The 25,455-nt window shown below is 58.9% G+C and carries 21 protein-coding genes; 8 read left to right on the forward strand and 13 right to left on the reverse strand.

Annotated features, from left to right (window positions below; translation table 11 throughout):
• Positions 1–249 precede the first annotated feature (249 nt).
• The 3 genes from ACYZT1_RS21455 (at position 250) to ACYZT1_RS21465 (ending at position 6,619) form a co-directional block, all read left to right on the forward strand.
• A complete protein-coding gene (locus tag ACYZT1_RS21455; RefSeq protein ID WP_462016604.1) occupies positions 250–4,098 on the forward strand; it encodes a sensor domain-containing protein in 3,849 nt (1,282 codons plus the stop codon).
• Positions 4,099–4,360: 262 nt separating this feature from the next.
• Positions 4,361–5,614: a serine hydroxymethyltransferase gene (gene glyA, locus ACYZT1_RS21460; RefSeq protein ID WP_462016605.1), complete on the forward strand. Its 1,254-nt coding sequence runs from the start codon at positions 4,361–4,363 to the stop codon at positions 5,612–5,614.
• 438 nt (positions 5,615–6,052) lie between these two features.
• Positions 6,053–6,619, forward strand: coding sequence for a hypothetical protein (locus tag ACYZT1_RS21465; RefSeq protein WP_462016606.1), 567 nt, complete (start codon positions 6,053–6,055; stop codon positions 6,617–6,619).
• A 76-nt stretch (positions 6,620–6,695) separates the two neighbouring features.
• Here ACYZT1_RS21465 and yjiA read toward each other — a convergent pair whose 3' ends face one another.
• The 3 genes from yjiA to ACYZT1_RS21480 all read right to left on the reverse strand — a co-directional run bounded on the left by yjiA (position 6,696) and on the right by ACYZT1_RS21480 (position 10,100).
• Positions 6,696–7,667, reverse strand: a complete 972-nt coding sequence (yjiA, locus tag ACYZT1_RS21470) for a GTPase (RefSeq protein ID WP_462016607.1) — start codon at positions 7,665–7,667, stop codon at positions 6,696–6,698.
• Between the two features lie 154 nt (positions 7,668–7,821).
• Positions 7,822–8,019 carry a YbdD/YjiX family protein gene (locus ACYZT1_RS21475; RefSeq protein WP_028620750.1) on the reverse strand — a complete coding sequence of 66 codons (198 nt, stop codon included), beginning with the start codon at positions 8,017–8,019 and terminating at the stop codon, positions 7,822–7,824.
• A gap of 14 nt (positions 8,020–8,033) precedes the next feature.
• On the reverse strand, positions 8,034–10,100 hold the full coding sequence (locus tag ACYZT1_RS21480; protein WP_462016608.1) for a carbon starvation CstA family protein: 2,067 nt from the start codon (positions 10,098–10,100) through the stop codon (positions 8,034–8,036).
• A gap of 159 nt (positions 10,101–10,259) precedes the next feature.
• On the opposite strand from ACYZT1_RS21480, the gene ACYZT1_RS21485 reads away from it, so the two are divergent.
• The gene (locus tag ACYZT1_RS21485; RefSeq protein ID WP_462016609.1) at positions 10,260–10,628 is read left to right on the forward strand and encodes a PilZ domain-containing protein; all 369 of its coding nucleotides are present in this window, start codon (positions 10,260–10,262) and stop codon (positions 10,626–10,628) included.
• Between the two features lie 127 nt (positions 10,629–10,755).
• Here ACYZT1_RS21485 and radA read toward each other — a convergent pair whose 3' ends face one another.
• Positions 10,756–12,123: a DNA repair protein RadA gene (radA, locus tag ACYZT1_RS21490; protein ID WP_462016610.1), complete on the reverse strand. Its 1,368-nt coding sequence runs from the start codon at positions 12,121–12,123 to the stop codon at positions 10,756–10,758.
• A 225-nt stretch (positions 12,124–12,348) separates the two neighbouring features.
• On the opposite strand from radA, the gene mscL reads away from it, so the two are divergent.
• On the forward strand, positions 12,349–12,771 hold the full coding sequence (gene mscL, locus ACYZT1_RS21495; RefSeq protein WP_462016611.1) for a large-conductance mechanosensitive channel protein MscL: 423 nt from the start codon (positions 12,349–12,351) through the stop codon (positions 12,769–12,771).
• 42 nt (positions 12,772–12,813) lie between these two features.
• Here the strand turns inward: mscL and ACYZT1_RS21500 are convergent, their stop codons facing one another.
• Positions 12,814–13,590 (reverse strand): ferredoxin--NADP reductase, encoded by a 777-nt coding sequence (locus ACYZT1_RS21500; RefSeq protein ID WP_462016612.1) that lies wholly within the window; start codon positions 13,588–13,590, stop codon positions 12,814–12,816.
• A 349-nt stretch (positions 13,591–13,939) separates the two neighbouring features.
• Between ACYZT1_RS21500 and ACYZT1_RS21505 the strand changes: the two genes are divergently transcribed.
• Together ACYZT1_RS21505 and ACYZT1_RS21510 are read left to right on the forward strand one after the other, a co-directional pair.
• On the forward strand, positions 13,940–14,677 hold the full coding sequence (locus tag ACYZT1_RS21505) for a helix-turn-helix transcriptional regulator (protein ID WP_462016613.1): 738 nt from the start codon (positions 13,940–13,942) through the stop codon (positions 14,675–14,677).
• 155 nt (positions 14,678–14,832) lie between these two features.
• Positions 14,833–15,957, forward strand: coding sequence for a methyltransferase (locus tag ACYZT1_RS21510; protein ID WP_462016614.1), 1,125 nt, complete (start codon positions 14,833–14,835; stop codon positions 15,955–15,957).
• A gap of 77 nt (positions 15,958–16,034) precedes the next feature.
• On the opposite strand, the gene ACYZT1_RS21515 is transcribed toward ACYZT1_RS21510, so the two are convergent.
• From ACYZT1_RS21515 to ACYZT1_RS21525, 3 genes are all read right to left on the reverse strand, one after another.
• Entirely contained in the window at positions 16,035–16,202 is a 168-nt protein-coding gene (locus ACYZT1_RS21515; protein ID WP_462016615.1) for a DUF2474 domain-containing protein, read from the reverse strand.
• Between the two features lie 66 nt (positions 16,203–16,268).
• Positions 16,269–17,276: a cytochrome d ubiquinol oxidase subunit II gene (gene cydB, locus ACYZT1_RS21520; protein WP_462016616.1), complete on the reverse strand. Its 1,008-nt coding sequence runs from the start codon at positions 17,274–17,276 to the stop codon at positions 16,269–16,271.
• 3 nt (positions 17,277–17,279) lie between these two features.
• The gene (locus ACYZT1_RS21525; RefSeq protein WP_462016617.1) at positions 17,280–18,728 is read right to left on the reverse strand and encodes a cytochrome ubiquinol oxidase subunit I; all 1,449 of its coding nucleotides are present in this window, start codon (positions 18,726–18,728) and stop codon (positions 17,280–17,282) included.
• Positions 18,729–19,125: 397 nt separating this feature from the next.
• Between ACYZT1_RS21525 and ACYZT1_RS21530 the strand changes: the two genes are divergently transcribed.
• Positions 19,126–20,364 carry an MFS transporter gene (locus ACYZT1_RS21530; protein WP_462016618.1) on the forward strand — a complete coding sequence of 413 codons (1,239 nt, stop codon included), beginning with the start codon at positions 19,126–19,128 and terminating at the stop codon, positions 20,362–20,364.
• On the opposite strand, the gene ACYZT1_RS21535 is transcribed toward ACYZT1_RS21530, so the two are convergent.
• The 5 genes from ACYZT1_RS21535 to ACYZT1_RS21555 all read right to left on the reverse strand — a co-directional run bounded on the left by ACYZT1_RS21535 (position 20,361) and on the right by ACYZT1_RS21555 (position 25,296).
• Positions 20,361–22,562 (reverse strand): xanthine dehydrogenase family protein molybdopterin-binding subunit, encoded by a 2,202-nt coding sequence (locus ACYZT1_RS21535; protein WP_462016619.1) that lies wholly within the window; start codon positions 22,560–22,562, stop codon positions 20,361–20,363. The two genes, ACYZT1_RS21530 and ACYZT1_RS21535, sit on opposite strands and share 4 nt — an antisense overlap.
• Positions 22,562–23,548 carry an FAD binding domain-containing protein gene (locus ACYZT1_RS21540; protein ID WP_462016620.1) on the reverse strand — a complete coding sequence of 329 codons (987 nt, stop codon included), beginning with the start codon at positions 23,546–23,548 and terminating at the stop codon, positions 22,562–22,564. Before ACYZT1_RS21540 ends, ACYZT1_RS21535 begins: the two co-directional genes overlap by 1 nt.
• Complete coding sequence (locus ACYZT1_RS21545) at positions 23,545–24,078, reverse strand: (2Fe-2S)-binding protein (protein WP_462016621.1); 534 nt, start codon at positions 24,076–24,078, stop codon at positions 23,545–23,547. Before ACYZT1_RS21545 ends, ACYZT1_RS21540 begins: the two co-directional genes overlap by 4 nt.
• 151 nt (positions 24,079–24,229) lie before the next feature.
• Positions 24,230–24,781, reverse strand: coding sequence for a DJ-1 family glyoxalase III (locus ACYZT1_RS21550; RefSeq protein ID WP_462016622.1), 552 nt, complete (start codon positions 24,779–24,781; stop codon positions 24,230–24,232).
• Between the two features lie 68 nt (positions 24,782–24,849).
• The gene (locus ACYZT1_RS21555) at positions 24,850–25,296 is read right to left on the reverse strand and encodes a DUF4879 domain-containing protein (RefSeq protein WP_462016623.1); all 447 of its coding nucleotides are present in this window, start codon (positions 25,294–25,296) and stop codon (positions 24,850–24,852) included.
• Between the last annotated feature and the right edge of the window lie 159 nt (positions 25,297–25,455).

Consider the following 25,455-nt stretch of genomic DNA (forward strand, 5'->3'; position numbering starts at 1 on the left):
ATTGGAGCGCAGGCGATGCCCGGGCCAGACCGTGCGCGTCTTCCGCTTGATCGTGTTCAATGCGTGCGCGCTGGAAAGTCTAGGAGCTGGAACGCTCCCGCGTAACCGGCAAAGCTACCTTAATGATGAAAGGCAGTCCAGCCGAGAGGGACTGGCACTTTGCCACAACTCAAGGCATGCTAGCCGCCCTCCGGGCGTCCGGCTTATAGTGCACGTCGCGCCAGTCCAGCCAAACCGCAGGATTACAGTTTGTCCAATGCCCCTTTGCCCCTGACCTCCCGTGCGGCGACCGTTGCGTCCGGCTCCCCTCTGCGCGGAACCCTTAAAGGCGCACTGGCGACTCTGGTGCTGCTGCTTTTGGCATTGCTGTTCTGGCAACTGCTCGATCAACTGCGCGAAACCCAAAAGAACCAGCGCCAGTACACCATTGACTACACCGCGGACCTGGCCGCACAGGTCAGCCTCAATATGGCCCTGAATGCGCAGATCGCGCTTAACCTGCTACCCATCGTCGAGCAGCCGCAAAACGCCACCGACCAGCAGGCCTTGTTGCGTAAAGTGCAGCAGTCATTGCCGGAGGTTCGCAGCCTCGCGCTGCTGAGCCCTTCCGGGAAAATTCTCAGCGACACTGCGGACAATGCCACCGACGCCGATTACCTCGCCGAGCTGGTACGCCGCAGCCGCAATCAGGCTCACTATTTCAGCAACGCCGAAGACGGCTCAACGGTGCATTTACTGCTGCATCAGGCCAGTGGCAGCGGCCGTGGTTATTGGGCCCTGCGTCTGACACCGACGTTTTTTTCGTCACTGACCCAGCATGACGACAGCGGCATCCGACCGTTGTGGCTGGTGGAAAACCGTCTCAATCACCAGATCATCAGTCGCGACGAGATGCTGCCTGCGACCCGACCCGCCCTGCTTACGGAGGACGATCTGGCCAACAGCGTGCTGACGGTTCTACTGAGCAGCAGCGACTGGCAGATGCGCGGCCTGTTCAACCGACAACGTGTGATCGAAGAACTGCTGCCCGCCTTCATCGCAAAATGCCTGTTGGGGCTGGCACTTTCACTGCTGCCGCTGATTGCGTTGCTGAACATGCGACGCCGTCAACTTCAGGTCAATGAAGGTCGTCGGCGCTATCAGGATATTTTCGACGGCACCGGCGTGGCGCTTTGTGTACTGGATGTGTCAAGCCTCAAAGGCGTTTTCGAAAAGGCCCGGCTGCGCACCCGTGCGGAGCTGGACGCATGGCTGGCTGTCCCGGAGCAAAAACGCCTGCTGTTGCAGCAGTTGCGCATCACCGAGGTCAATCAGGTCGCCTTGCAACTGCTCAACGTCAATACAACCGATCAAGCCTGGAATGTGTTGATCGCGGGCGACCCACTGGACGGCGTCGCCATTGGCGCTCAGGTCCTGGAAGCCGTTCTCGCGCAACAGAAACAGCTGGAACTGGAGATCACGCGCGAGGACGCCAACGGTCGCGATCAACATCTGTGGCTGGTGCTGCGCCTGCCCGAAGACACCAGCGACTATAAAGCGGTGATCCTCAGCATCAGCGACATCACCAGTCGCAAACTCGTTGAGTTGTCACTGCTTGAGCGTGAAGGGTTCTGGTCGGACGTGGTGCGTACCGTGCCCGATCACCTGTACGTGCAGGACGTGGTCAGCCAGCGGATGATTTTCAGCAACCATCACCTGGGCCAGACCCTGGGCTACAACCGCACCGAACTGCACCAGATGGGCGAATATTTCTGGGAAATTCTCCTGCACCCCGAAGATGCCGATCACTACCACCGCTCGCGGCAGATTCAGCGGCAGGCCGGTTACAGCCAGTTACTGCAATGTCAGCTGCGTTTCCGGCACCGCGATGGTCTGTGGCGGCGCTTCGACATCCGCGAGCAAGCGTTGGCGCGGGACAAAAACGATCAGGTCACGCGGATCATCGGTGTGGCCAAGGACGTCACCGAGCAGATCGAAGCCAGTGAATCCTTGCGTGACAGCGAACAACGCTACCGAATGCTCGCCGAAAGCATCAGCGACGTGATTTTCTCCACCAACAGCCAGCTGGCGCTCAACTACGTCAGCCCTTCAGTGCAAGCCGTGCTGGGTTACGACGCTGAATGGATTTTCCAGAACGGCTGGCAATCGACCATCGCCACCCCGCAACAACTGAGCGGTATCACCGAGCTGATGGACCGGGTCAGCAAGGCGCTGGACAAGCCCGAGCAACTGGGAGAGCTGCGCAATCAGGTGCAAAGCCAGCTATTTTTGTTCGACTGCCTGCGCGCAGACGGGCGCAAGATCCCGATCGAGTTGCGACTGGTACTGGTCTGGGACGAACACGGTGCTTTCGAAGGGGTTTTGGGTGTTGGTCGAGACATCAGTCAGCAGCGCCGCGCGGAAAAAGATCTGCGCATGGCCGCCACCGTTTTCGAACACTCGACGTCGGCGATCCTGATCACCGACCCGGCTGGCTACATTGTCCAGGCGAACGAGGCGTTCAGTCGCGTCAGCGGTTATGCGGTGGAGCAGGTGCTCGACCAACTGCCGAACATGCTCACCGTGGACGAGCAGCAGAACGCGCATTTGCGGTATGTGCTCAAACAGCTGAATCAGCACAGCACCTGGGAAGGTGAAGTGTGGCTGCGTCGGCGCAATGGCGAACATTACCCGGCCTGGGTCGGTATCACGGCGGTGCTGGATGACGAAGGCGACCTGGCCAGCTATGTGTGTTTCTTCAGTGACATCAGCGAGCGCAAGGCCAGCGAGCAGCGGATTCACCGTCTCGCCTATTACGACGCCCTGACGCACTTGCCCAACCGCACGCTGTTCCAGGATCGCCTGCACACCGCGCTGCAATCGGCGGAGCGGCAAAAGTCCTGGGTCGTGCTGATGTTCCTTGACCTGGACCGGTTCAAACCGATCAACGACTCCCTCGGCCACGCCGCGGGTGATCGCATGCTCAAGGAAATGGCCACGCGCCTGCTCGGTTGCGTCGACGATGACGATACCGTGGCGCGCATGGGCGGCGACGAATTCACCCTGCTGCTGCAACCGCGGGTCAGCCGCGAGGTGGCGCTGAATCGGGCGATTCATGTCGCCGAGCAGATTCTCGCCAGCCTGGTGAAGCCTTTTGTGCTTGAAGGTCGCGAGTTCTTTGTTACCGCCAGTATCGGCATCGCGCTGAGTCCGCAGGATGGCAACGAACTCAGTCAATTGATGAAAAACGCCGATACCGCGATGTACCACGCCAAAGAGCGCGGCAAGAACAACTTTCAGTTTTATCAGACCGACATGAACGCCAGTGCGCTTGAGCGTCTGGAGCTGGAAAGTGATTTGCGTCACGCCCTCGAGCAGAACGAATTCACGCTGTATTACCAGCCGCAGTTCAGCGGCGACGGCAAGCGTTTGACCGGTGCCGAAGCCTTGCTGCGCTGGCGCCATCCGCGCCGTGGCCTGGTGCCGCCGGGGGACTTCATTCCGGTGCTTGAAGAGCTTGGCCTGGTGGTGGATGTCGGCGACTGGGTGATCAGCGAAGCCTGTCGCCAGCTCAAGACCTGGCATCAGGCCAAGGTGCGCGTGCCGAAGATTTCGGTGAACATTTCCGCGCGGCAATTCTCCGATGGCCAGCTCGGTACGCGGATCGCCACCATCCTGCGGGAAACCGGGCTGCCGCCGGCCTGCCTTGAGCTGGAACTGACCGAAAGTATTTTGATGCGCGAAGTCAGCGAGGCAATGCAGATTCTCGACGGTTTGAAGAATCTGGGGCTGAGTATTGCGGTCGACGACTTTGGAACCGGTTATTCATCGCTCAACTACCTCAAGCAGTTCCCGATCGATGTGCTGAAAATCGACCGTACATTCGTCGATGGCCTGCCGTCCGGCGAGCAGGACGCGCAGATCGCCCGGGCGATCATCGCGATGGCGCACAGCCTGAACCTGGCGGTCATCGCCGAGGGCGTGGAAACCCACGAGCAGCTCGAATTTCTGCGTGAGCACGGGTGCGATGAGGTTCAGGGTTATCTGTTCGGGCGCCCGATGCCGGCCGCAAGGTTTGCGGCGCAGTTCTGTAATGATGCGCTGTTCGTGTTCGAGTGAAGCGCAATCTTGTGGCGAGGGGGCTTGCCCCCGCTGGGTCGCGAAGCGGCCCCCTGGCACTTGTCCAGTCAAATCATGGAAGCAGGGTTTGCGACTGCTTCGCAGCCGAACGGGGGCAAGCCCCCTCGCCACAGGCCTGCATGATCACCGCTGATCCCGCCATGAAGCCCACTTGTCCGCGACATGATGTCCTTTCATATGCCATCCAAAAGCGGTTGGGTTAGAATGCCCCCCTTTTCTGCCCCGATCCTTGAGGACCGCCATGTTCAGCCGTGATTTGACTATTGCCAAGTACGACGCCGATCTCTATGCCGCCATGGAGCAAGAAGCTCAGCGCCAGGAAGAGCACATTGAGCTGATCGCTTCGGAAAACTACACCAGCCCTGCGGTGATGGAGGCTCAAGGCTCGGTACTGACCAACAAGTACGCCGAAGGCTATCCGGGCAAGCGTTACTACGGTGGTTGCGAATTCGTCGATATCGTCGAGCAACTGGCCATCGATCGCGCCAAAGAACTGTTCGGGGCGGACTACGCCAACGTTCAGCCGCACGCGGGTTCGCAAGCCAACAGCGCGGTGTACCTGGCCCTGCTGCAAGGCGGCGACACCATTCTGGGCATGAGCCTGGCCCATGGCGGTCACCTGACCCACGGTGCTGGCGTTTCCTCTTCCGGCAAGTTGTACAACGCGGTTCAGTACGGCATCGACACCAACGGCCTGATCGACTACGACGAAGTCGAGCGTCTGGCGGTCGAGCACAAACCGAAAATGATCGTTGCCGGTTTCTCGGCCTACTCGCAGATCCTCGACTTCCCGCGCTTCCGCGAAATCGCTGACAAGGTCGGCGCCTACCTGTTCGTCGACATGGCCCACGTCGCCGGTCTGGTCGCCGCGGGCGTCTACCCGAACCCGGTGCCTTTCGCTGACGTTGTGACCACCACCACGCACAAGACCCTGCGCGGTCCACGTGGCGGTCTGATCCTGGCGCGCGCCAATGCCGAGATCGAGAAGAAGCTTAACTCTGCGGTCTTCCCGGGCGCCCAGGGTGGTCCGCTGGAGCACGTGATCGCGGCCAAGGCGATCTGCTTCAAGGAAGCCCTGCAGCCCGAGTTCAAGACCTATCAGCAGCAAGTGGTGAAAAACGCCAAGGCCATGGCCGGCGTGTTCATCGAGCGCGGTTACGACGTGGTTTCCGGCGGCACGGAAAACCACCTGTTCCTGCTGTCGCTGATCAAGCAGGACATCTCCGGCAAGGACGCAGACGCTGCTCTGGGCAAAGCCTTCATCACCGTGAACAAGAACTCCGTGCCAAACGATCCACGCTCCCCGTTCGTCACTTCCGGCCTGCGCTTCGGCACTCCGGCTGTGACCACTCGCGGCTTCAAGGAAGCTGAGTGCAAAGAGCTGGCCGGCTGGATCTGCGACATCCTGGCTGACCTGAACAACGAAGCGGTCATCGACACCGTTCGTGAGAAGGTCAAGGCCATCTGCAAGAAGCTGCCGGTGTACGGCGCTTAATTGCTCCGCTGAACCGCAGCGACAATCAAACCGGCCAGTGTGGCCGGTTTTTTTTCGTCCGCAGTTTTGGGTCGCTCGATCAACCGGCCTGACCAACGCCGTGATTCCGAACATTATGCATATCGATTTACTGCCAGTCTTCGACAGGCGTTAGAAGGCTAAAGTGTGCACAGTTGAAACATGCGATCATTAATAAACTTCCAACTTTATCAACGCCACTGATAGGTTAATAACGCGCCGAACAACTTCGGCACAGCCAACCTTTAATCAATGGAACCAATACAATGGAAGTACATCCCAAACACTGTTTCGTTGCCACGATAATTATCAAAAGATCTGGCCGCCCCATATTCGCCGGACTTCGCCCCGCGCAGCCTCTCGAATTTGAACTCAACGATTTGAGCCACGGGCTTTACAAGGTCGAGGCGTAATACAACCATGACGACCGATCGACAAAAATCTTTTATTGCAACGCTCGGCACCCCAACCAGTGCGCTGCACTTCCTTGACGTCATCCATGGCCAACCGGCAACGGTAATGTCTTCCCTCATCAGCGGAGGCTTCTTCACCGGCCGACCACAAGCACGAGATGACTCACACTTTCTAGGGCTTGGCCCCGACGTTCCGATGGGTGCCACACCCAAACTGACGCTTTATTTCAGATATATCGGCCCTGGTTACAGACTCTACATCCGCACTACCGGCGATTATTACGGGATGTGCCTCAGCACCGACGACGCTGGCTTACTTGGAGCATTCGCGGCCACCGGTTCCAAAAACTTCAACTTGATAGGTACTAACGGTGCGATCGTGAACCTTAACGATATTCAGAAGGATGCCAATAGAATTTATTTACAAGTCAAAGATTCCGGATTGGTGCATGCCCATAAAGTCCATGACTCCCGATATCACTACATCGCAGATCAGGGCGGGGCGCCATTGGCTTTTGACTTGCACATCCAACAAAGAAACGCACCTTACATCCGACACCCAGACGAAGTGTGAGGCCCAGCCCCTTACTGAAGATCGCCTTCGCGATACGACTTGCCCGCGAAGGCGTCACCACGGACGACGAAATAGATTAATCCGCCGCTACCCGCGCAAACCCTTCGCGAATTTTCTCTTCGGGCAGATCATCGGCGATGAACACAATCACGCTTTCGCGCGTTTCGTCATCGGCCCACTCGGTATCCCAGTCGAAACCGTAAAGTTTCAGCACACCTTGAAACACCATCCGTCGCGGCTCGCCGGCGATACTCAAAACGCCTTTGTAGCGCAGCAATTGCTTGCCATGGTCTTCCAGCAGTTCATTCATGAACTCGCTGAGTTTGTCGATATCCAGCGGTTTGTCGGTGCGCAGCACCAGACTGGAGATTCGGTCGATGGAAGGCGCGGTGCTGACCGGACGCAGGCTCATGCCGCCGCCCAGATCTGCATTCAGGTTAAACCCGCGCACGTCGAGCATTTGCGCCAGGTCGATGTTGCCGTGATCGACCGTGCGAATGGGCGCGCGACGGTTGATGCGGCTCAGGCGTTCGCTTAACGCGGTGAAGGTCGACTCATCCACCAGATCGCGCTTACTTACCAGCAAGCGATCGGCGAACCCGATTTGTGCCTGGGCGATGGTCTGAGTCAGGTGTACGTCGGCGTGGGCCGCGTCGACCAGGGTGATGATGCCGTCGAGGATGTAACGCTCGCGCAGTTCCTCATCAATGAAGAAGGTCTGAGCCACCGGCGCTGGGTCGGCCAGGCCGGTGCACTCGATGACCAGCCGATCGAAGGCGATTTCGCCGCTGTCCAGGCGCTCGAGCAACAGGTAAAGCGCCTTGGTCAGGTCGGTGTGAATGGTGCAGCAGACGCAGCCGTTGGACAGCGTCATCACTTGCACCGGCTCCTCGCCCAACAATTGGGTATCGATGCCGGCATCGCTGAATTCGTTTTCGATCACGGCGATTTTCAGGCCGTGCTCGGCTTTGAGCAGGTGCCGCAGCAACGTGGTTTTACCAGCGCCGAGGAAACCGCTGAGGATCGTGACCGGGATGGGAGAGGACAAAGCTGTAAGTCTCCTTGAATAATAAGAGCGCAAAAACAACTGTAGGAGCGAGCTTGCTCGCGATGGCCGTCAACGATAACGCGTACTTTCTGAATGTACGTGTCGTCCTTGCGATCATCGCGAGCAAGCTCGCTCCTACACGAGGCCTAGCGGATCAACAGCACTTGGGCCCACCCTTGCCACCGTAACGGGCTTCCTGACGTTCCCGGAAGAACATCTCGTAACTCATCACCGGTTTGTCCGGGTGATTGGTTTGCATGTGCTCGACGTAGTTGTCGTAGTCGGGCATGCCGACCATCAGGCGTGCGGCCTGACCGAGGTATTTACCGAGGCGACTCAGGTCATTGAACATGCTGCATTCCTCGCTTACGCATCCGGCAGAGCCTGAAACGGCGCTTCTTTATCCGTGCGCTCTTTGGTACCCCAGGCGGCGATGCCGACTTTGAGGGCAAAGAACAGGATGCTGAAGACGACGAACAGGAACAGCGCCGTCAGCGTGGCATTGGTGTAGGCGTTGAAGATCACGTGTTGCATCTGGTCGATGTTCTTGGCCGGAGCCAGGATCTGACCATTGGCCAGGGCATCACTGTATTTCTTGGCCAGCGACAGGAAGCCGATCGCCGGGTTGGCGTCGAACAGCTTGATGAAGCCTGCAGTGGTGGTGCAGATCAGCAACCACACGGCGGGCAGCATGGTCACCCAGATGTAGCGCTGGCGTTTCATTTTGATCAACACCACGGTAGCGAGCATCAGCGCGATACCGGCCAGCATCTGGTTGGAAATGCCGAACAGTGGCCACAAGGTGTTGATGCCACCCAACGGATCGATCACGCCCTGGTACAACAACCAGCCCCACATCGCTACACATCCCGCAGTAGCGATCAGGTTGGCGGTCCAGGATTCCGTACGTTTCAGCGCCGGCACGAACGAACCGAGCAGGTCCTGCAGCATGAATCGCCCGGCGCGGGTACCGGCGTCGACGGCGGTCAAAATGAACAGCGCTTCGAACAGAATCGCAAAGTGGTACCAGAACGCCATGGTGTTTTCACCTGGCAGGACACTGTGCAGAATCTGCGCGATACCCACCGCCAGCGTCGGTGCACCACCGGCACGGGCCAGGATGGTGGTTTCACCGATGTCCTTGGCCACCGCTTGCAGCGCTTCCGGGGTGATCGCAAAGCCCCAGCTGCTGACTGTCTGCGCCACCGAAACGACGTCGCTGCCCACCACTGCGGCCGGGCTGTTCATGGCGAAGTACACACCCGGTTCGATGACCGACGCGGCAACCATCGCCATGATCGCTACGAAGGATTCCATCAGCATGCCGCCGTAACCGATGTAACGGGCATTCACCTCGTTATCCAGCAGTTTGGGCGTGGTGCCGGAGGAGATCAGCGCATGGAAACCGGACACTGCGCCACAGGCAATGGTGATGAACAGGAACGGGAACAGACCGCCCTTCCACACCGGCCCGGTGCCGTCGATGAACTGCGTCAAAGCCGGCATTTTCAGCTCGGGCATGGTTACCAGAATACCGATGGCCAGCGCGATGATGGTGCCGATTTTCAGGAAGGTCGACAGGTAGTCACGGGGTGCCAGGATCAGCCACACCGGCAACACCGCTGCGACGAAACCGTAACCAATCAGCATCAAGGTGATTTGCACCCCGGTGAAACTGAATGCTTTGGCCCAGACCGGATCGGCAGCAATTTGCCCGCCCAGCCAGATCGAACCCAGCAGCAACAACACGCCGATGAGAGAGATTTCACCGATACGGCCGGGGCGGATGTAGCGCATATAAATGCCCATGAACATCGCGATCGGGATCGTCGCCATCACGGTGAACATGCCCCACGGACTTTCCGCCAGCGCTTTCACAACGATCAGCGCCAGCACCGCAAGGATGATGATCATGATCAGGAAGCAACCGAACAGCGCAATCGTGCCGGGGATGCGACCCATTTCTTCGCGAACCATGTCACCCAGCGAGCGGCCGTTGCGGCGGGTGGAAAGGAACAGGATCATGAAATCCTGAACCGCACCGGCCAGCACCACCCCGGCAATCAGCCACAGCGTGCCGGGCAAATAGCCCATTTGCGCCGCGAGCACAGGGCCTACCAGCGGACCCGCGCCGGCAATGGCCGCGAAGTGGTGACCGAACAGAATGTGTTTATTGGTCGGGACGTAATCCAGACCGTCATTGTTGAGCACTGCGGGGGTTGCCCGACGTGCATCGAGTTGCATCACATTGTTAGCGATGAACAGACTGTAGTAACGATACGCCACCAGATAAATGGCCACCGCTGCGACCACAATCCACAAGGCGTTGATCGCCTCGCCCCGGCGCAATGCCACTACGCCCAGGGCGCATGCTCCTACGATTGCCAGCAGCAGCCAGGGTAAGTGGCGTACCAGGCTATTATTATTTTTCATTTTATGATTCCAGCCAGAGTGGACAAGAAAGACAGCCATCCCGAGTTTAGCTCGCTTGACGGTAAAGGCCATAGTCCGACGTTAGGCGCATCTGCCGGTGGCGCTGGCAGTGGTTCACAATGCGGGTCTATAGTCAGCGCACACCTTGAGGATTGCGCCATGAGCGAACAGCCTGCCGATCGACGCCGCTTCAAACGGATTGCGTTCGATGCCCGAACCGAATTGTGTCAGGGGGAGTTTATCTGGCCTGTGCAACTGATCGATCTGTCGCTGAAGGGGCTGCTGATCAAGAAGCCTGAACCTTGGGAGGGCAATCCGGAGAAGGATTTTTTTGTCGACATTCATCTGAGCAATGACGTCGACATAAAAATGGAGGTGCGCCTGACCCATGACGACAACGGGCAATTGGGTTTTGTCTGCCGTCACATCAGTCTGGAGTCCATTGAGCTTCTACGGCGCCTTATAGAGTTCAACCTTGGCGACCCGGCAGAGCTGGAGCGCGAGTTGGGCGCCTTGATCGAAGTGTGACCAACGCCGCCGTCCACTGTGGGAGTGAGCCTGCTCGCGATGGCGCCGGCACGTTCAAGCCAAATGTGTCAGTACGACCGCTATCGCGAGCAGGCTCGCTCCTACAGGGATGGGTGTGCTTCAGCGCTTATTCGAACAACGCATCCAGCGCCTGTTCCAGACGCGTCACCGCAATTATCTGCAACCCCGGTGGCGCCTCTTTTGGCGCATTGCCCTTGGGCACGATGGCGCGTTTGAAGCCATGCTTGGCGGCCTCCTTCAAGCGCTCCTGCCCACTGGGCACCGGCCGCACTTCGCCGGACAACCCGACTTCACCGAACACCAGCAAATCATGCGGCAACGGCCGATTACGCAAACTGGACATGACCGCCGCCATCAGCGCCAGGTCGGACGCCGTTTCCAACACCTTGACCCCGCCGACCACGTTGAGGAACACGTCCTGATCATGGGTCGGAATGCCGCCGTGCCGGTGCAGCACGGCGAGTAACATTGCCAGACGATTCTGATCCAGCCCCAGCGTCACCCGACGCGGATTGGCCAAATGACTGTCATCGACCAGCGCCTGCACCTCCACCAGCATCGGCCGCGTCCCTTCCCACGTCGCCATGACCACGCTACCCGGCACTTCTTCCTGCGCTCGTGTCAGGAAAATCGCAGAAGGGTTGGAGACTTCTTTCAGGCCTTTGTCAGTCATGCCGAACACGCCCAATTCGTTGACCGCACCGAACCGGTTCTTCACCGCCCGCAATAGACGCAAGCGCCCATCGGACTCACCTTCGAAGTACAGCACCGTGTCGACCATGTGCTCCAGCACTCGCGGCCCGGCCAGTGCGCCTTCTTTGGTGACGTGGCCGACCAGGAAAATTGCCGTGCCACTTTGCTTGGCATAACGCACCAGCAGCGCCGCACTTTCGCGCACCTGGGAGACTCCGCCGGGCGCTGACTGCAGTTGTTCGGTAAAAATCGTCTGGATCGAATCGATGACCATGACCTTGGGCTTCTCAACCCGAGCCGTGGCGATGATGGTTTCGATACAGGTTTCGGTCATGACACGCAGTTGGTCCTGCGGCAAGCCGAGACGCCGGGCGCGCATGGCCACTTGCTGCTGGGATTCTTCGCCCGTGACGTAGAGCGCCGGCATGGTCTTGGCCAGGTTGCACAAGGTTTGCAACAGGATGGTTGACTTGCCGATACCGGGATCACCGCCGATCAATACCACCGAGCCGTCCACCAGGCCGCCGCCAAGCACCCGGTCAAGCTCGCTGGAAGCGGTAGAAAATCGGGGAATTTCTTCAACACTGACTTCGGCCAATGTCTTGATTTGCGCCTGCTGGCCGGTCCAGCCGGTACGACCACTGGGGGGGGCGGGGGCACCGCTTTCGATCATGGTCTCGGTCAGCGTGTTCCAGGCCCCGCATTCGCCACACTGGCCGGCCCACTTGGGAAAAGTCGAACCGCACTCGGTGCAGCCGTACATGCGCTTGGCCTTGGCCATCTGAACTCCCGGCAAAAGCGCGATGATAGCTCAGCTGACCGGAGTCGGTGCACCGCAGTCGGCAGACGGCAAGCGTCGCGTTCGGCCAAATGCCGGCGCGGGATAAACTTTTCGGCGCTGATCCGGTCGACTGCAAGCTAACGATGTGAGCAGATGTTTCGGGCAAGACCCGTTTTGCTGATTTACACTGCCTTACCAAACTCATCTGTAACAGGGAATAACCTTATGGGCGTGATAAGCGAGTTCAAGGCCTTCGCGGTCAAAGGCAACGTGGTCGACATGGCCGTCGGCATCATCATTGGCGCGGCGTTCGGCAAGATAGTTTCGTCATTTGTCGGCGACGTGGTCATGCCACCGCTCGGCCTGCTGATCGGTGGGGTGGACTTCAGCGATCTGGCGATCACGCTCAAGGCAGCCGCGGGTGATGCGCCCGCGGTGGTATTGGCCTACGGCAAGTTCATCCAGACCACCATTGACTTCATCATTGTTGCGTTCGCGATCTTCATGGGCGTCAAAGGCATCAACCGTCTGAAGCGCGAAGAAGCCGTAGCGCCGACTCTCCCGCCAGTGCCTACAAAAGAAGAAGTGCTGCTGGGCGAGATTCGCGATCTGCTGAAGGCCCAGAATAATCAGCCACCTCAACTGTAAGGGATCCTTGAAAAAACAGGCGCCTCCCCAGGCGCCTTTTTTCTACCAGTAAGTTTCCACGGCCACCTGCCCCGGTCGGCGACTCAGGCTCAAATGCAAGCCTCGCAGCTTCAGCAGTTTTCGGGTGTCATCAATCATCTGCGGATTACCACACAGCATGACGCGCGAGTGTTCCGGCGTCAGGGACACACCGGCCGCGCGCTCCAGTTCGCCGCTCTCGATCAGCGATGTAATCCTGCCATTCAAGGCATCCGGCCGCACCTCGCGGGTGACCGTCGTGATCAACTGCAGCTTATGTGCGGACTCTGCCAGGTAGTCACGTTCTGCCAACCCGGCAACCAGTTCCCGATAAGCCAACTCCCGTTCCTCGCGCACGCTGTAGACGAGGACGATGCGCTCAAATTTTTCCCAGACTTCGAAATCCTGCAGAATCGACAGAAATGGCGCCACGCCGGTTCCTGTGGATAACAACCAGAGATCTCGCCCGTCGGCAAAGCGGTCCAGCGTCAAATAGCCAAAGGCCTGACGATCCACCAGCAACATGTCGCCGACACCGAGCCGGTGCAGTTCGCTCGTGAACTCACCGCCCGGCACCACGATGGAAAAGAACTCGAGAAACTCGTCGTAAGGCGACGAGACCATGGAATAGGCGCGCCAGACAATGCTGCCGTCAGGCCTGGTGACTCCCAGTCGCGCAAACTGCCCTGCACGAAAACGAAAACCGGGATCGCGGGTGATGCGAAGGGTAAACAGGCCGGGCGTCAACGGTTGAACGTCGGTCAAAGTCTGGCGAGTGAATTTCTCGACGCTGGCGGTCATGGGCGCGCTCCCTGGATTGAAGACATACAGTGTCCCGCAAAGGGCCCTCGCTAAACACCGGTTGTTTGTAGTGTCTTTAACAGTTGTACAAGCTGACATCAATATTTGTACAAATACAAAAGTCGTTAACAACTTTTCAACCACTTAGCTAAACAAGTTATAAGTATATTAAGTTTAATCTCAGTTACGAATTCGTCACGTGTGTTTGTTTGAAATGGATATCCAGATTCTAATGACAAAAAAATCATTAGAAACTTTTATCATTGCGTAGGAACGGTCCTACACTGAGCCTCTCGCCGGAGTGGGTCCGTGCACCGCGAGCCGAACAAATGGACCATGGAGAGGGATGATGGAACAGTGGAAAAAATCACAGCTGCAACAATTTTCAAGTACCACGGATATTAACAGTGCCTACCTGAGAGGGGTGGGATTTGCGAACAACATCGGCTTCAATTATTTTTCCTTTTCAACCACTTACCCCATCAAAGACAAGCAATCAAAAACAGTGAGTTTCAACAATTATCCGACCCGTTGGAACCAGGAATACGAACAAAAACAAATACGTGATATCGACCCAATAGTGGCGCATTGTAAGCATTCGATGCTGCCCATTCTGTGGACCAAAGATGCGTATTCAAACACTCCGGCACTGTGGGAGGCGCTGCAAACGCACGGTCTGCAACACGGTTGGTCGCAAGCGTTACATGATGAAGAAAAAGGTTTGTGCAGTATCTTGAGTCTGGCGCGCAGTCATTGCCCTGTCTCGGCCATGGAGCTTTATGAAAACCTTGGCTATTGCGTGCTCATGGCGCGTCACCTGCATACACTGGTGGAACAATCGCTACCCAAACACGTTGCAGAACCAGGTTTGCCGCGTCTTTCGGATCGCGAGGTCGACGTGCTGAATCTGGCCGCCTCTGGCAAAACAGCGCAGGAGAGTGCCCGAATTCTTAACCTGAGCCCGCGCACCATTCATTTCCATATTCATAGCGCGATCGAAAAAATGGGCGTCACCAACAAGATTTCGGCAATCGTCGCGGCGATGAAAGCCGGCCACTTGAATGTGCTTCGACCCGCTGACAGCTAAAACCTGCAGGTAATCCGCAAGAAAAAAACGTACCATCTGCAGGCCTTCCCGAGTGATCACGTGTGAATCTCACGACGCAGTTCACCGGGACGGTCTCGCCCGTCGCAGCCCCCCGGCCCGCGGGATACCTGTTGATTATCAGAGCTGCCCGCCCCATGCCTTTGCTCGAAACATCCTTCGCCCGCCTCGACCTGATTCGCCAGCCTGAACAGCAGAACGAGCCCTTGCAGGCATTCGATGCTGCAGACGAATACTTGCTCGCGTACCTGGCCGATCAGCAACCGAATGCTGACACGCGCGTGCTGGTGCTCAACGACAGTTTTGGTGCGTTGGCGGCGAGCCTGACCGGCAAGGTTCGGGTGACCAGTAGCGGCGATTCGTTTCTGGCGTTGCAAGGCCTGGAAAAAAACCTGCTGCGCAATGGCTTGCCATTCGATGCGGTGCCCCACGTGCCGGCTAGCGACACCTTTACCGGTCCGTTCGACCGGGTACTGATTCGTGTACCGAAAACCCTGGCGTTGCTGGAGGAGCAGTTGATTCGGCTTCAGAGTCAGTTGGCACCCAACGCCCAGGTGATCGCTGCTGCGATGGTCAAGCACCTGCCACGTGCCGCAGGCGATCTGCTGGAGCGTTACATTGGTCCGGTGCACGCTTCACTGGCAGTGAAAAAAGCCCGCCTGTTGATTGCCACCGTTGAGGCCAAAGCCCCTGCCGCTTCCCCCTACCCCACTCGTTACACACTTGATTCGCCGTCGATTGAACTGCTCAACCATGCCAACGTGTTCTGTCGCGAAGGGCTGGACATCGGCACACGGGCCTTTCTGCCGCACCTGCCGAACAACCTTGGCACCGCGCGGGTCGCCGACCTCGGTTGCGGTAATGGTGTGCTGGCCATTGCCAGCGCACTGCAAAACCCCGACGCGCATTACACGCTGGTCGACGAATCCTTCATGGCCGTGCAATCCGCTGCCGAGAACTGGCGTGCGGCATTGGGTGATCGAAAGGCGGTCGTGCGTGCCGGCGACGGTCTGGCCGGGCAGGAAGCGCAGTCGCTGGACGTCGTGCTATGCAATCCGCCGTTTCATCAGCAGCAAGTGGTGGGCGACTTCCTGGCCTGGCGCATGTTCCAGCAAGCCCGCGAAGCACTGGTGGTGGGCGGTGCCTTGTACATCGTCGGCAACCGCCATCTCGGTTATCACAGCAAACTGGCGCGACTGTTCCGTGGCGTTGAGCAAGTGGCCGCCACGCCGAAGTTCGTGATCCTGAAAGCGCGCAAGTAATCAGCGTAAAAAAACCTCCATCAGGAGGGTTTGAGTCCCGCGCCAAAAGGCGCAGGACGGGAACTGTGAGAGTGTTTTCAGGGAGTGCTCAGGCCCGCAGCATTCATGAACATGCGCATCAGACTCGCGACGATGAACAGCGCTACGACACTGCCGGTCCAGATCATCGCCAACCATCCGAGCCGCTGCCAAAGCGGCTTTTTTTCGGCCTCCTTGATGTCGTGCAGAGAAGGTTTGTTAGCCATTGCGTTCATTCCTCTTCAAAGGTTGTTGGCGCCATCGAGGGCGCCAACGCGAGTGAGCCAAGCGCACTAGTGATAACCATCTTCGTGGGTGACCTTGCCGCGGAACACGTAGTAGCTCCAGAAGGTGTAACCCAGGATGAACGGGATGATAAACAGCGTGCCCACCAGCATGAAGCCCTGGCTTTGCGGAGGCGCGGCCGCGTCCCAGATGGAGATCGACGGCGGCACGATGTTCGGCCACAGGCTGATCCCGAGACCACTGTACCCGAGGAATATCAGCACCAGCGTCAGCAGGAACGGCGTGTAGTTGGCATTGCGCCCAACGGCGCGGAGCAGGCCGTACATCGTGACCAGTACCAGAATCGGCACCGGCAGGAACCAGAACAGGTTCGGCAGCGTGAACCAACGCGCGGCGATGTCGGCGTGCGTCAGTGGCGTCCAGATGCTGACGATTCCGATCACCGCCAGCACCACAAAGGCCAATGGCCGAGCGATATCGTGCATCTGCTTCTGCAGTTCGCCTTCGGTTTTCATGATCAGCCAGGTGCAGCCCAGCAAGGCATATGCAACGACCAGGGCCGCGCCACAAAACAGCGTAAATGGTGTCAGCCAGGCCAGTGAACCGCCGACAAATTGCCGGTTGACCACTTCAAACCCATCGATGAAAGCGCCCAGCGCCACGCCCTGGAAGAAGGTTGCCGCGACCGAGCCACCGATGAAGGCCTTGTCCCACAGGTGGCGCTTGTTGTCCCTGGCCTTGAAGCGGAACTCGAACGCCACACCGCGAAAGATCAGCCCCATCAGCATGAAGATCAGCGGCAGGTACAACGCCGAGAGCACCACCGAATAGGCCAGCGGAAACGCGCCAAACAGCGCCGCACCGCCCAGCACCAGCCAGGTTTCATTACCGTCCCACACCGGCGCCACCGTGTTCATCATCACGTCACGGTCAGTCTTGCCCTTGACGAACGGGAAGAGAATGCCGATGCCCAGGTCAAATCCGTCCATGACCACGTACATCATGATGCCGAAGATGATGATCACGGCCCAGATCAGCGGAAGATCGATACCCATGATTCAAATCTCCTTGTTCAGGCTGATACGGTCGTCCGCGTCGCCTGCGCCGTTGTCTTCATCGGCCGCCGAGAGTGGACGCGCAGGCGTACGTTTCTTGCCCGGCCCGCCGTCGTTGGTTTCCTTGCCTTCGTCGGTGACCGGGCCTTTGCGCACCAGACGCATCATGTAGCCGAGGCCGGCGCCGAACAGGGCGAAATAGATCACCACAAACATGATCAAGGTGATGCTCATCTGCATGAAACTGTGTCCGGACGACGCATCCGCCGTGCGCATCAGCCCGTAAACCACCCACGGCTGACGGCCGATTTCCGTGGTGAACCAGCCAGCCAGAATCGCGATCAGACCTGAAGGCCCCATCCACAAGGCCATGTACAGAAAGGGTCGCGAGGTATACAGCTTGTCGCCCTTGCGCAACCACAGACTCCACAGACCGGTGACGATCATCAGCAACCCCAACGCGACCATGATCCGGAAGGTCCAGAAGACGATGGTCGAATTGGGCCGGTCTTGCGGTGGGAAGTCTTTAAGCGCTGGTACTTGCTTGTCCAGCGAGTGGGTCAGGATCAAGCTGCCCAGGTACGGGATTTCGACCGCGAATTTGGTTCGCTCCTCTTTCATGTCCGGCCAGCCGAACAGGATCAAGGGGGTCGGTTCGTTGCCGTGATTTTCCCAATGACCTTCGATCGCAGCGATTTTCGCCGGTTGATGCTTGAGCGTGTTGAGGCCATGGAAGTCGCCGATCACGGCCTGAATGGGCGCGACGAGCAAAGCCATCCACATCGCCATCGACAGCATGGTGCGGATCGCCGGATTGTCACGACCGCGCAGCAAGTGCCATGCCGCCGAGGAGCCGACGAAGAATGCCGTCGCGACGAAGGCGGCGGTCGCCATGTGCATCAATCGGTAAGGGAACGAGGGGTTGAAGATGACCGCGAACCAGTCGGTCGGAATGACCTGGCCGTTGATGATCTCGAAGCCTTGCGGGGTTTGCATCCAGCTGTTGGACGCCAGAATCCAGAAGGTCGAAATCAGCGTGCCGATGGCGACCATGACGGTGGAAAAAAAGTGCAGATTGCGCCCCACCTTGTTCCAGCCGAACAGCATGACCCCGAGGAAACCGGCTTCGAGGAAGAAGGCTGTCAGCACCTCATACGTCAGTAACGGTCCGGTCACGGCGCCGGCGAAGTCCGAGAAGCGGCTCCAGTTGGTGCCGAATTGATAAGCCATCACCAATCCGGAAACCACACCCATGCCGAAGTTGACGGCAAAGATCTTCGACCAGAAGTGATACAGGTCGCGATAGGTGTTGTTGTTGGTTTTCAGCCACAGTCCCTCGAGCACCGCCAGGTAACTCGCCAGACCAATGGTGATGGCCGGGAACAGGATGTGAAACGAGATGGTGAATGCGAACTGAATTCGGGCGAGATCGAGCGCCTCCAAACCGAACATAAGTCTTCCTCTGTCAGGTGATACCGGCTGAAGGCTTGTGGCCTGCACCCACTGCCCCCACGGATATGGAGTGTGGCGAATTCGAATTCGTTCTTTTTTTACCAACATCACACGTAGGGAGTCTGGCCATTTGGCCGCCGGATCAACCCTGTGGCGGTTTTGATCTGGATCAAGCAACGATGAAAGAGTAGTCCGGATTTCGACGATGGACGGTGTGGTCTATTGCCGCGTGACAGGTTGCCTCATCAACACGGCTGCCCCTGCGTAGCAGCTGCCGAAGGCTGCGTCCGGCTGCGCAGCAGCCTCCGGCGTTTGATAATCAAATGCGCTGCGCCCGCAACTTCTAGTTACAGGTTGGTGATAATGTCGCCCTTCCCTTCATTCAGATTGACTGCCGATGCCCAGCCAAGCGCCATTGCTATTACGTCATCACCGCCCGTTCATTGCGTTTTGGCTGGCCAGGGTATTTACCGCCAGTGGCTTTCAAATGCTGACGGTAGCCATTGGCTGGAATCTTTATCAGCTGACCGGCAATGTGCTCGACCTCGGTTTGGTCGGCCTGGTCGAGTTTGCCCCGCGCGTACTCTTCATGTTGCACACCGGACATGTCGCCGACCGCTACGACCGACGCCGGGTCGCGGCCATCTGCCAGTCGCTGCAGGCCTTGATCGCTCTGTCGCTGGCGATCGGCAGCGCGACAGACCAGGTCACGCGTGAAATGATCTTTATCCTCGCCTTTCTGCTGGGTGCTGCGCGCTCCTTCGAGATGCCGACCACGCAGGCCCTCTTACCGAGCATCGTGCCCAAGGCGCTGTTTCCTCGCGCGGTCGCCGCTGCCCAGTCGGCGCAGCAATCGGCAACCATCGTCGCCCCGGCCCTCGGTGGTTTGCTTTATGCGTTCGGCAGCGTCTGGGTTTACGGCCCGACAGTGATTCTCTACGTGATTGCCTGCCTGTTGATGCTCAACCTGCCCGCGCGGCAGACGCCGTTGAACAAAGGCAAAGCGACTCTCGATTCGCTGCTGGCAGGCATCCGCTTTATCCGCAGCCGTCCGGACATTCTCGGGGCGATTTCCCTCGACCTGTTTGCCGTGTTGCTCGGCGGCGCGACCGCTTTGCTGCCGGTATTCGCCAAGGACATTCTGCTGACCGGGCCGTGGGGGTTGGGCCTTCTGCGTTCGGCGCCGGCCGTTGGCGCGCTGCTGATGTCGCTGTGGCTGGCGCGTTTTGCGGTGGATCGACAGGTCGGGCGCGTGATGTTCACCGCCGTCGGCGTGTTCGGCGTCGCGACCATAGCATTCGGCCTGTCGACGTCGTTCTGGTTCTCGCTGGCGGTGCTGGTGGTGCTGGGTGCGGCGGACATGATCAGCATGGTGATCCGCGCCTCGTTCGTGCAGTTGGAAACCCCGGACGAAATGCGCGGCCGAGTCAGCGCCGTGAACGGCCTGTTCATCGGCGCTTCCAATCAGTTGGGCGAGTTCGAGTCGGGGCTGACCGCACACTGGTTCGGCACGGTTCCGGCGGTGGTCATGGGCGGCATCGGCACGCTGGTGGTCACCGGGGTCTGGATCAAACTGTTCCCGACCCTGGCCAACCGCGACCGCATGCACGAGCCGCTTGAGGAAGTGAAAGCCTAAAGCAGCTTGTCCAGGGTGATCGGGAAGTCCCGTACCCGTTTGCCAGTGGCATGATAAATCGAATTGGCCACCGCTGCCGCGACGCCGACGATGCCGATCTCACCCACGCCTTTGGAACCCAACGCGTTGACGATCTCGTCGTGTTCTTCGACGAACAGCACATCGATGTCGCCAATGTCGGCGTTCACCGGGATGTGATATTCCGCCAGGCTGTGGTTCATGTGACGGCCCAGCGCGTGGTCGGTCTGCGTTTCCTCGTGCAACGCCATGCCAACGCCCCAGACGACACCGCCGAGAATCTGGCTGCGCGCCATTTTCGGATTGACCACGCGGCCTGCTGCAATGGCGCTGACCACACGATTGACCTTCACCGTGCCCAGATCCTCATCCACCAGCACCTCGACGAACACCGCCGAATGGGTGGCGGTGGCGTAGGCATCGCGCTTCTTGTCCGGCACGGCGTCGACCTGCGCGTCAATCGTCTCTTCCCCGCAGTTGCGCGCAAGCTCGGCCAAGGCAATGCGCGAGTCCGCGAAAGCCAGCATGCCGTCCTCGAATACCGCCTGCTCCGCCGTGACGCCACTAAAGGCAGGTGCCGTTTGCCGGGCTACCGCGAGCAGCTTTTCCTTGAGGGCTTCGCAGGCTTGCTGCACCGCCGTGCCGACTGACGACACGGTGAAGGACCCGCCCTGCAAGGGCGCCGTCGGCAACGACGAATCGCCGAGGATAAACGTGACGTCCTGCACAGGAACGCCTGACGCCTGCGCGGCGATTTGCGTCATCACCGTGTAGGTTCCCGTGCCGATGTCAGTGGTCGCGCTGCTAACGGTCAGTTTGCCGTTTTGGTCAAGACTGGCTTTGGCACTGGCCTTTTGTTGCATGGCCTCCCACACGCCGCCGGCCATGCCCCAGCCGACCAATTGGTGGCCCTGACGCATGCTGCGCGGTTCGGGATCACGCTGGTCCCAGCCGAAACGCTTGGCCCCTTGGGCGTAGCACTCGCGCAGTTCCTTGCTGGAATAGGGTTTGTCTTCGTTCTGATTGCGCTCGGCATAATTGATCAACCGTAACTGCACCGGATCGATCACCAGGGCACAGGCCAGTTCGTCCATGGCGCATTCCAGACCGATCAAGCCCAGCGCCGCGCCCGGGGCGCGCATGTCCAATGGCGTGAACACGTCCAAGGGCACCAGTTTGTAAGTCAATTGCACATTGTCGCAGTGATAAAGCATGCCGCTCCACTCCACCACGTGCTCGGTGAAATCCTCGAAGCGCGACGTCTGGCCGATGGCTGTGTGGCCGACCGCGAGCAAGCGGCCATTGGCCGCCGCGCCCAATTGCAGACGTTGCAAGGTGCGGGGGCGATAGCCAAACGTGAACATCTGCTGGCGCGTGAGCGTCACGCGCACCGAACGCTTGAGATGCAGCGCCGCCATCACCGCCAGTGGCAGTTGATACTGGGGGCGTAACCCGGAACCGAAGGCGCCGCCGACATAAGCGGCGAAAATCCTCACCTGTTCTTTCTCCAGTCCGAAGACCTTCTGCACATAAGACTGACAGTTCTGCGGGCCTTGGGTCTTGTCGTGAATATGCAAACTGCCATCGGCTTGAAACAGCACCGTGCTGGCATGCGGTTCCATCGGGTTGTGATGTTCGATCGGGGTGCTGTAATTCAGGTCCAGGCTCAACGCCGCGCCGGCAAACTCGGCCTGAAAATTCCCACGGGGTTTGGGCAGTTCGGCCGGGGCCGGGTGCGCCTCGTCCTGCAGGGACAACAGATCGGTCTGATGGGACTGGCTTTCGTACTGGATCTTCACCAACGAGCCGGCATAGCGCGCCAACTCAAGATTGTCGGCCACCACCAGTGCCAGCGGTTGACCGCTGTAGAGCACACGGTCGTTGTAGAGCGGACGGAACGGCGAGCCTTCGGCCGAATCAGCGTCGTCGTAACTTTCATCATAACTGGCGATTTTCGGCCGGTTGGTATGATCGATGACGGCGATCACGCCTGGCAGAGCCAAGGCTCGCGTGGCATCAATGCTGACCACGCGTCCACTGGCGATGGAGCTCGACACGACGCTGCCATGGAGCAGGCCTTCTTCTGGAAATTCGCCCGCATAGCGGGCCTGACCGGTCACTTTCAGATGACCATCGACCCTGTCCAGCGGCTGGCCCATTGGTTGTGTGAAGGTATTCATCAGGCGTGCCCTCCCAGCGCGGCTTCGCTCAGGGCGCGGACGATGGCCCGGCGCGCCAGTTTCACTTTGAAAGCATTGTGTTCAAGCGGCTCGGCGGCTTGCAGCAGGGTATCGGCAGCGGTGGCGAACGTTTCTTCGCTGACGGATTTGCCCACCAGCCATTGCTCAACCGCGATGTCTCGCCAGGGTTTGTGCGCAACCCCGCCCAGCGCCAATCGCGCCTGACCAATCACCGATCCGTTTATATCCAGCGCCGCGGCCACCGAGACCAGTGCGAACGCGTAAGAAGCCCGGTCGCGAATTTTCAGGTAATGGCTGTTCGCGGCAAAACCGGCCGCTGGCAATTCGACGGCGGTGATGAGTTCGTCATCGGCCAACTGGTTATCGCGCTCCGGCGAATCACCGGGCAAACGATGGAAGTCGGCGAAAGCGATGCTGCGCATGCCACTGCGACCCTGCACATGAATCACGGCCTCCAGCGCTGCCAGCGCCACACACATGTCGGATGGATGCGTGGCGACGCATTGGGCACTCGCACCGAGAATGGCGTGAATACGGTTCAGACCGTCCCGCGCCGGGCAACCGCTGCCCGGTTCGCGCTTGTTGCAAGGCACATTGGCGTCGTAGAAGTAATAGCAACGCGTACGTTGCAACAGATTGCCGCCAGTACTGGCCATGTTGCGCAGTTGCGGCGAGGCACCGGCCAGGATGGCCTGGGACAACAGTGGATAACGCTGTTCGATCAACGGGTGCCAGGCCAGGTCTGCGTTGCTCACCAGGGCGCCGATCATCACCCCACCGCTGTCCGACTCGGTCACGTCACGCAAAGGCAGCCCGGTGATGTCGATCAGGTGTTCCGGCCGGCTGAGGTTTTCTTTCATCAAATCCAGCAGGTTTGTTCCTCCTGCAATGAATCGCGACGCGGGGCCGGCGAGATCAACGGCGTTTTGTACCGAATCCGGTTTGCTGTATTGAAAGGGATTCATTGATCACCCCCTTGCCCGGCGCGTTGACGGCAGGCAGGAAGCGCCTCTTCGATGGCATCGCGAATATTGCTGTAGGCGCCACAGCGGCACAGATTGCCGCTCATCAGTTCCTTGATCTGCTCGGTGGTCTGCGCCCGCCCCTCGTTGGCCAGGCCGACCGCCGAACAAATCTGCCCCGGCGTGCAATAACCACACTGGAAAGCATCGTGTTTGATGAAGGCCTGTTGCATCGGGTGCAGTTCGTCGCCATCAGCCAGGCCTTCAACCGTGGTCAGTTCGGCACCGTTACACATGATCGCCAGGGTCAAACAAGCATTCACCCGCTTGCCGTTGAGCAACACCGTGCAAGCGCCACACTGACCGTGATCGCAGCCTTTCTTGGTGCCGATCAAGTCCAGTTGTTCGCGCAGCAGATCGAGCAGTGTGGTCCAGGGCAGGACATCAAGCTGATGTTGCTGACCATTCAAAGTCAGACTCAGCGGGTGGCGGACGAACGCCGGTTGTGCCACGTCGGGAGTGGTGACGCTCATAAACACCTCACGGTTGGTCGTATGTTCGCGGCGTTTTGGCAAACCGCCGTCATAAGGGGTACGACTTCGGGGTTTTGTGAGCGTTCAAGGGGATTGATGGGCGATATAAAACACTAATAAAGCGGCAAACACACCATTTGCGCCCAAGCCCTTAAACCGGCAACTGCGCCGCCACCGTCGTCCGCGTGGCCTTGCCGCAAAGTTGCTCCACCAGCGTCAGGGCGAATTCCAGGGCTGCGCCGGAGCCTTGCGCGGTGATGCAGTTGCCATCGACCACCACCGGTTGGTCGACGAAATTGCAGCCTGAAAGTTGATGGCTGGTAGTGGGCAAACAGGTCATACGGCGCTGACGCAACACGCCAGAGGTTTGCAGCGCCAGCGCCGGAGATTCGGCGATGCCGGCGAAAAGGTGCCCGGCCGCCGCCTGATCCTTGATCAATTGCTGCAAAGGTTGATGCGCCGCCAGGTGCTGCGCGCCAACTGCCCCGCCGGGCAAAACGATCAGGTCAAACGGTTGCGCGAGCAGATCGACGAGCATGGCGTCGGCGGTCAGGCGGGTGCCGCGGGCACAGGTCAGCATGCGCCGCCGCTCGATGCTGGCAACGACGACTTCCACTTGAGCGCGGCGCAGCACGTCAATCAAAGTCACGGTTTGCAGGTCATCGATGCCCTCGGCGAGGGTAATCAGGGCTCTAAAGGTCATGTGCGAAGGTCCACGGAATGATCTTTGAAGCGTAGTCAGCTTTCCCGACCCTTGTTCACGTCCAGCCGTTACTTGATGTAAAGCTGCGTCGACATCGTGTTGCCCGGGGCGTTGATCGACGTGTTGCTGAACGTAAAAGTGCCCTCCTGCTTGCCCGCCAAATCGAGAACGTACAGATAACCGACGGTTTTCTTGCCGGTCGTGCATTCAGTCAGGTTGCCGTTGTCAAACGCGCAGACCGGCGTTCGTGTACCGTTCACTTCAAAACCGTCGAGCCCGATACGTGCAGTGCGGCCGTAGCCGACTTCCAGCACATAGACCTTGATGTTTGGCCCACTGTGATTGCAGCGCGTGCGCTCCTGTCCGGGCGCAATGTCTTCAAACCCACAGGCGGGCGATTCGACCTTGAGCACTTTGACCTGACTCAGCGCAGCCGCCGACGCAGCCAAGGCGCCTGGCACGTTCAGCATCAGGGCACACCACAGACCGAATCCGGCAAACAGACGCTTTTTCATGCACGACCCACTGTTCAGAAATCAGCGCGCAGTATGGCGTGTTTGGCTTCAACGCAAAACATCGACGACGATCGCAGCCATCAGCAGCCACAGCCCCACGCTGCTGGTATGATGCGCGGCTTTTTCCGACCCACAGAAAATAACAGGCGCGATCAGTGC

The sequence above is a fragment of the Pseudomonas sp. PB3P13 genome, from assembly GCF_054897735.1.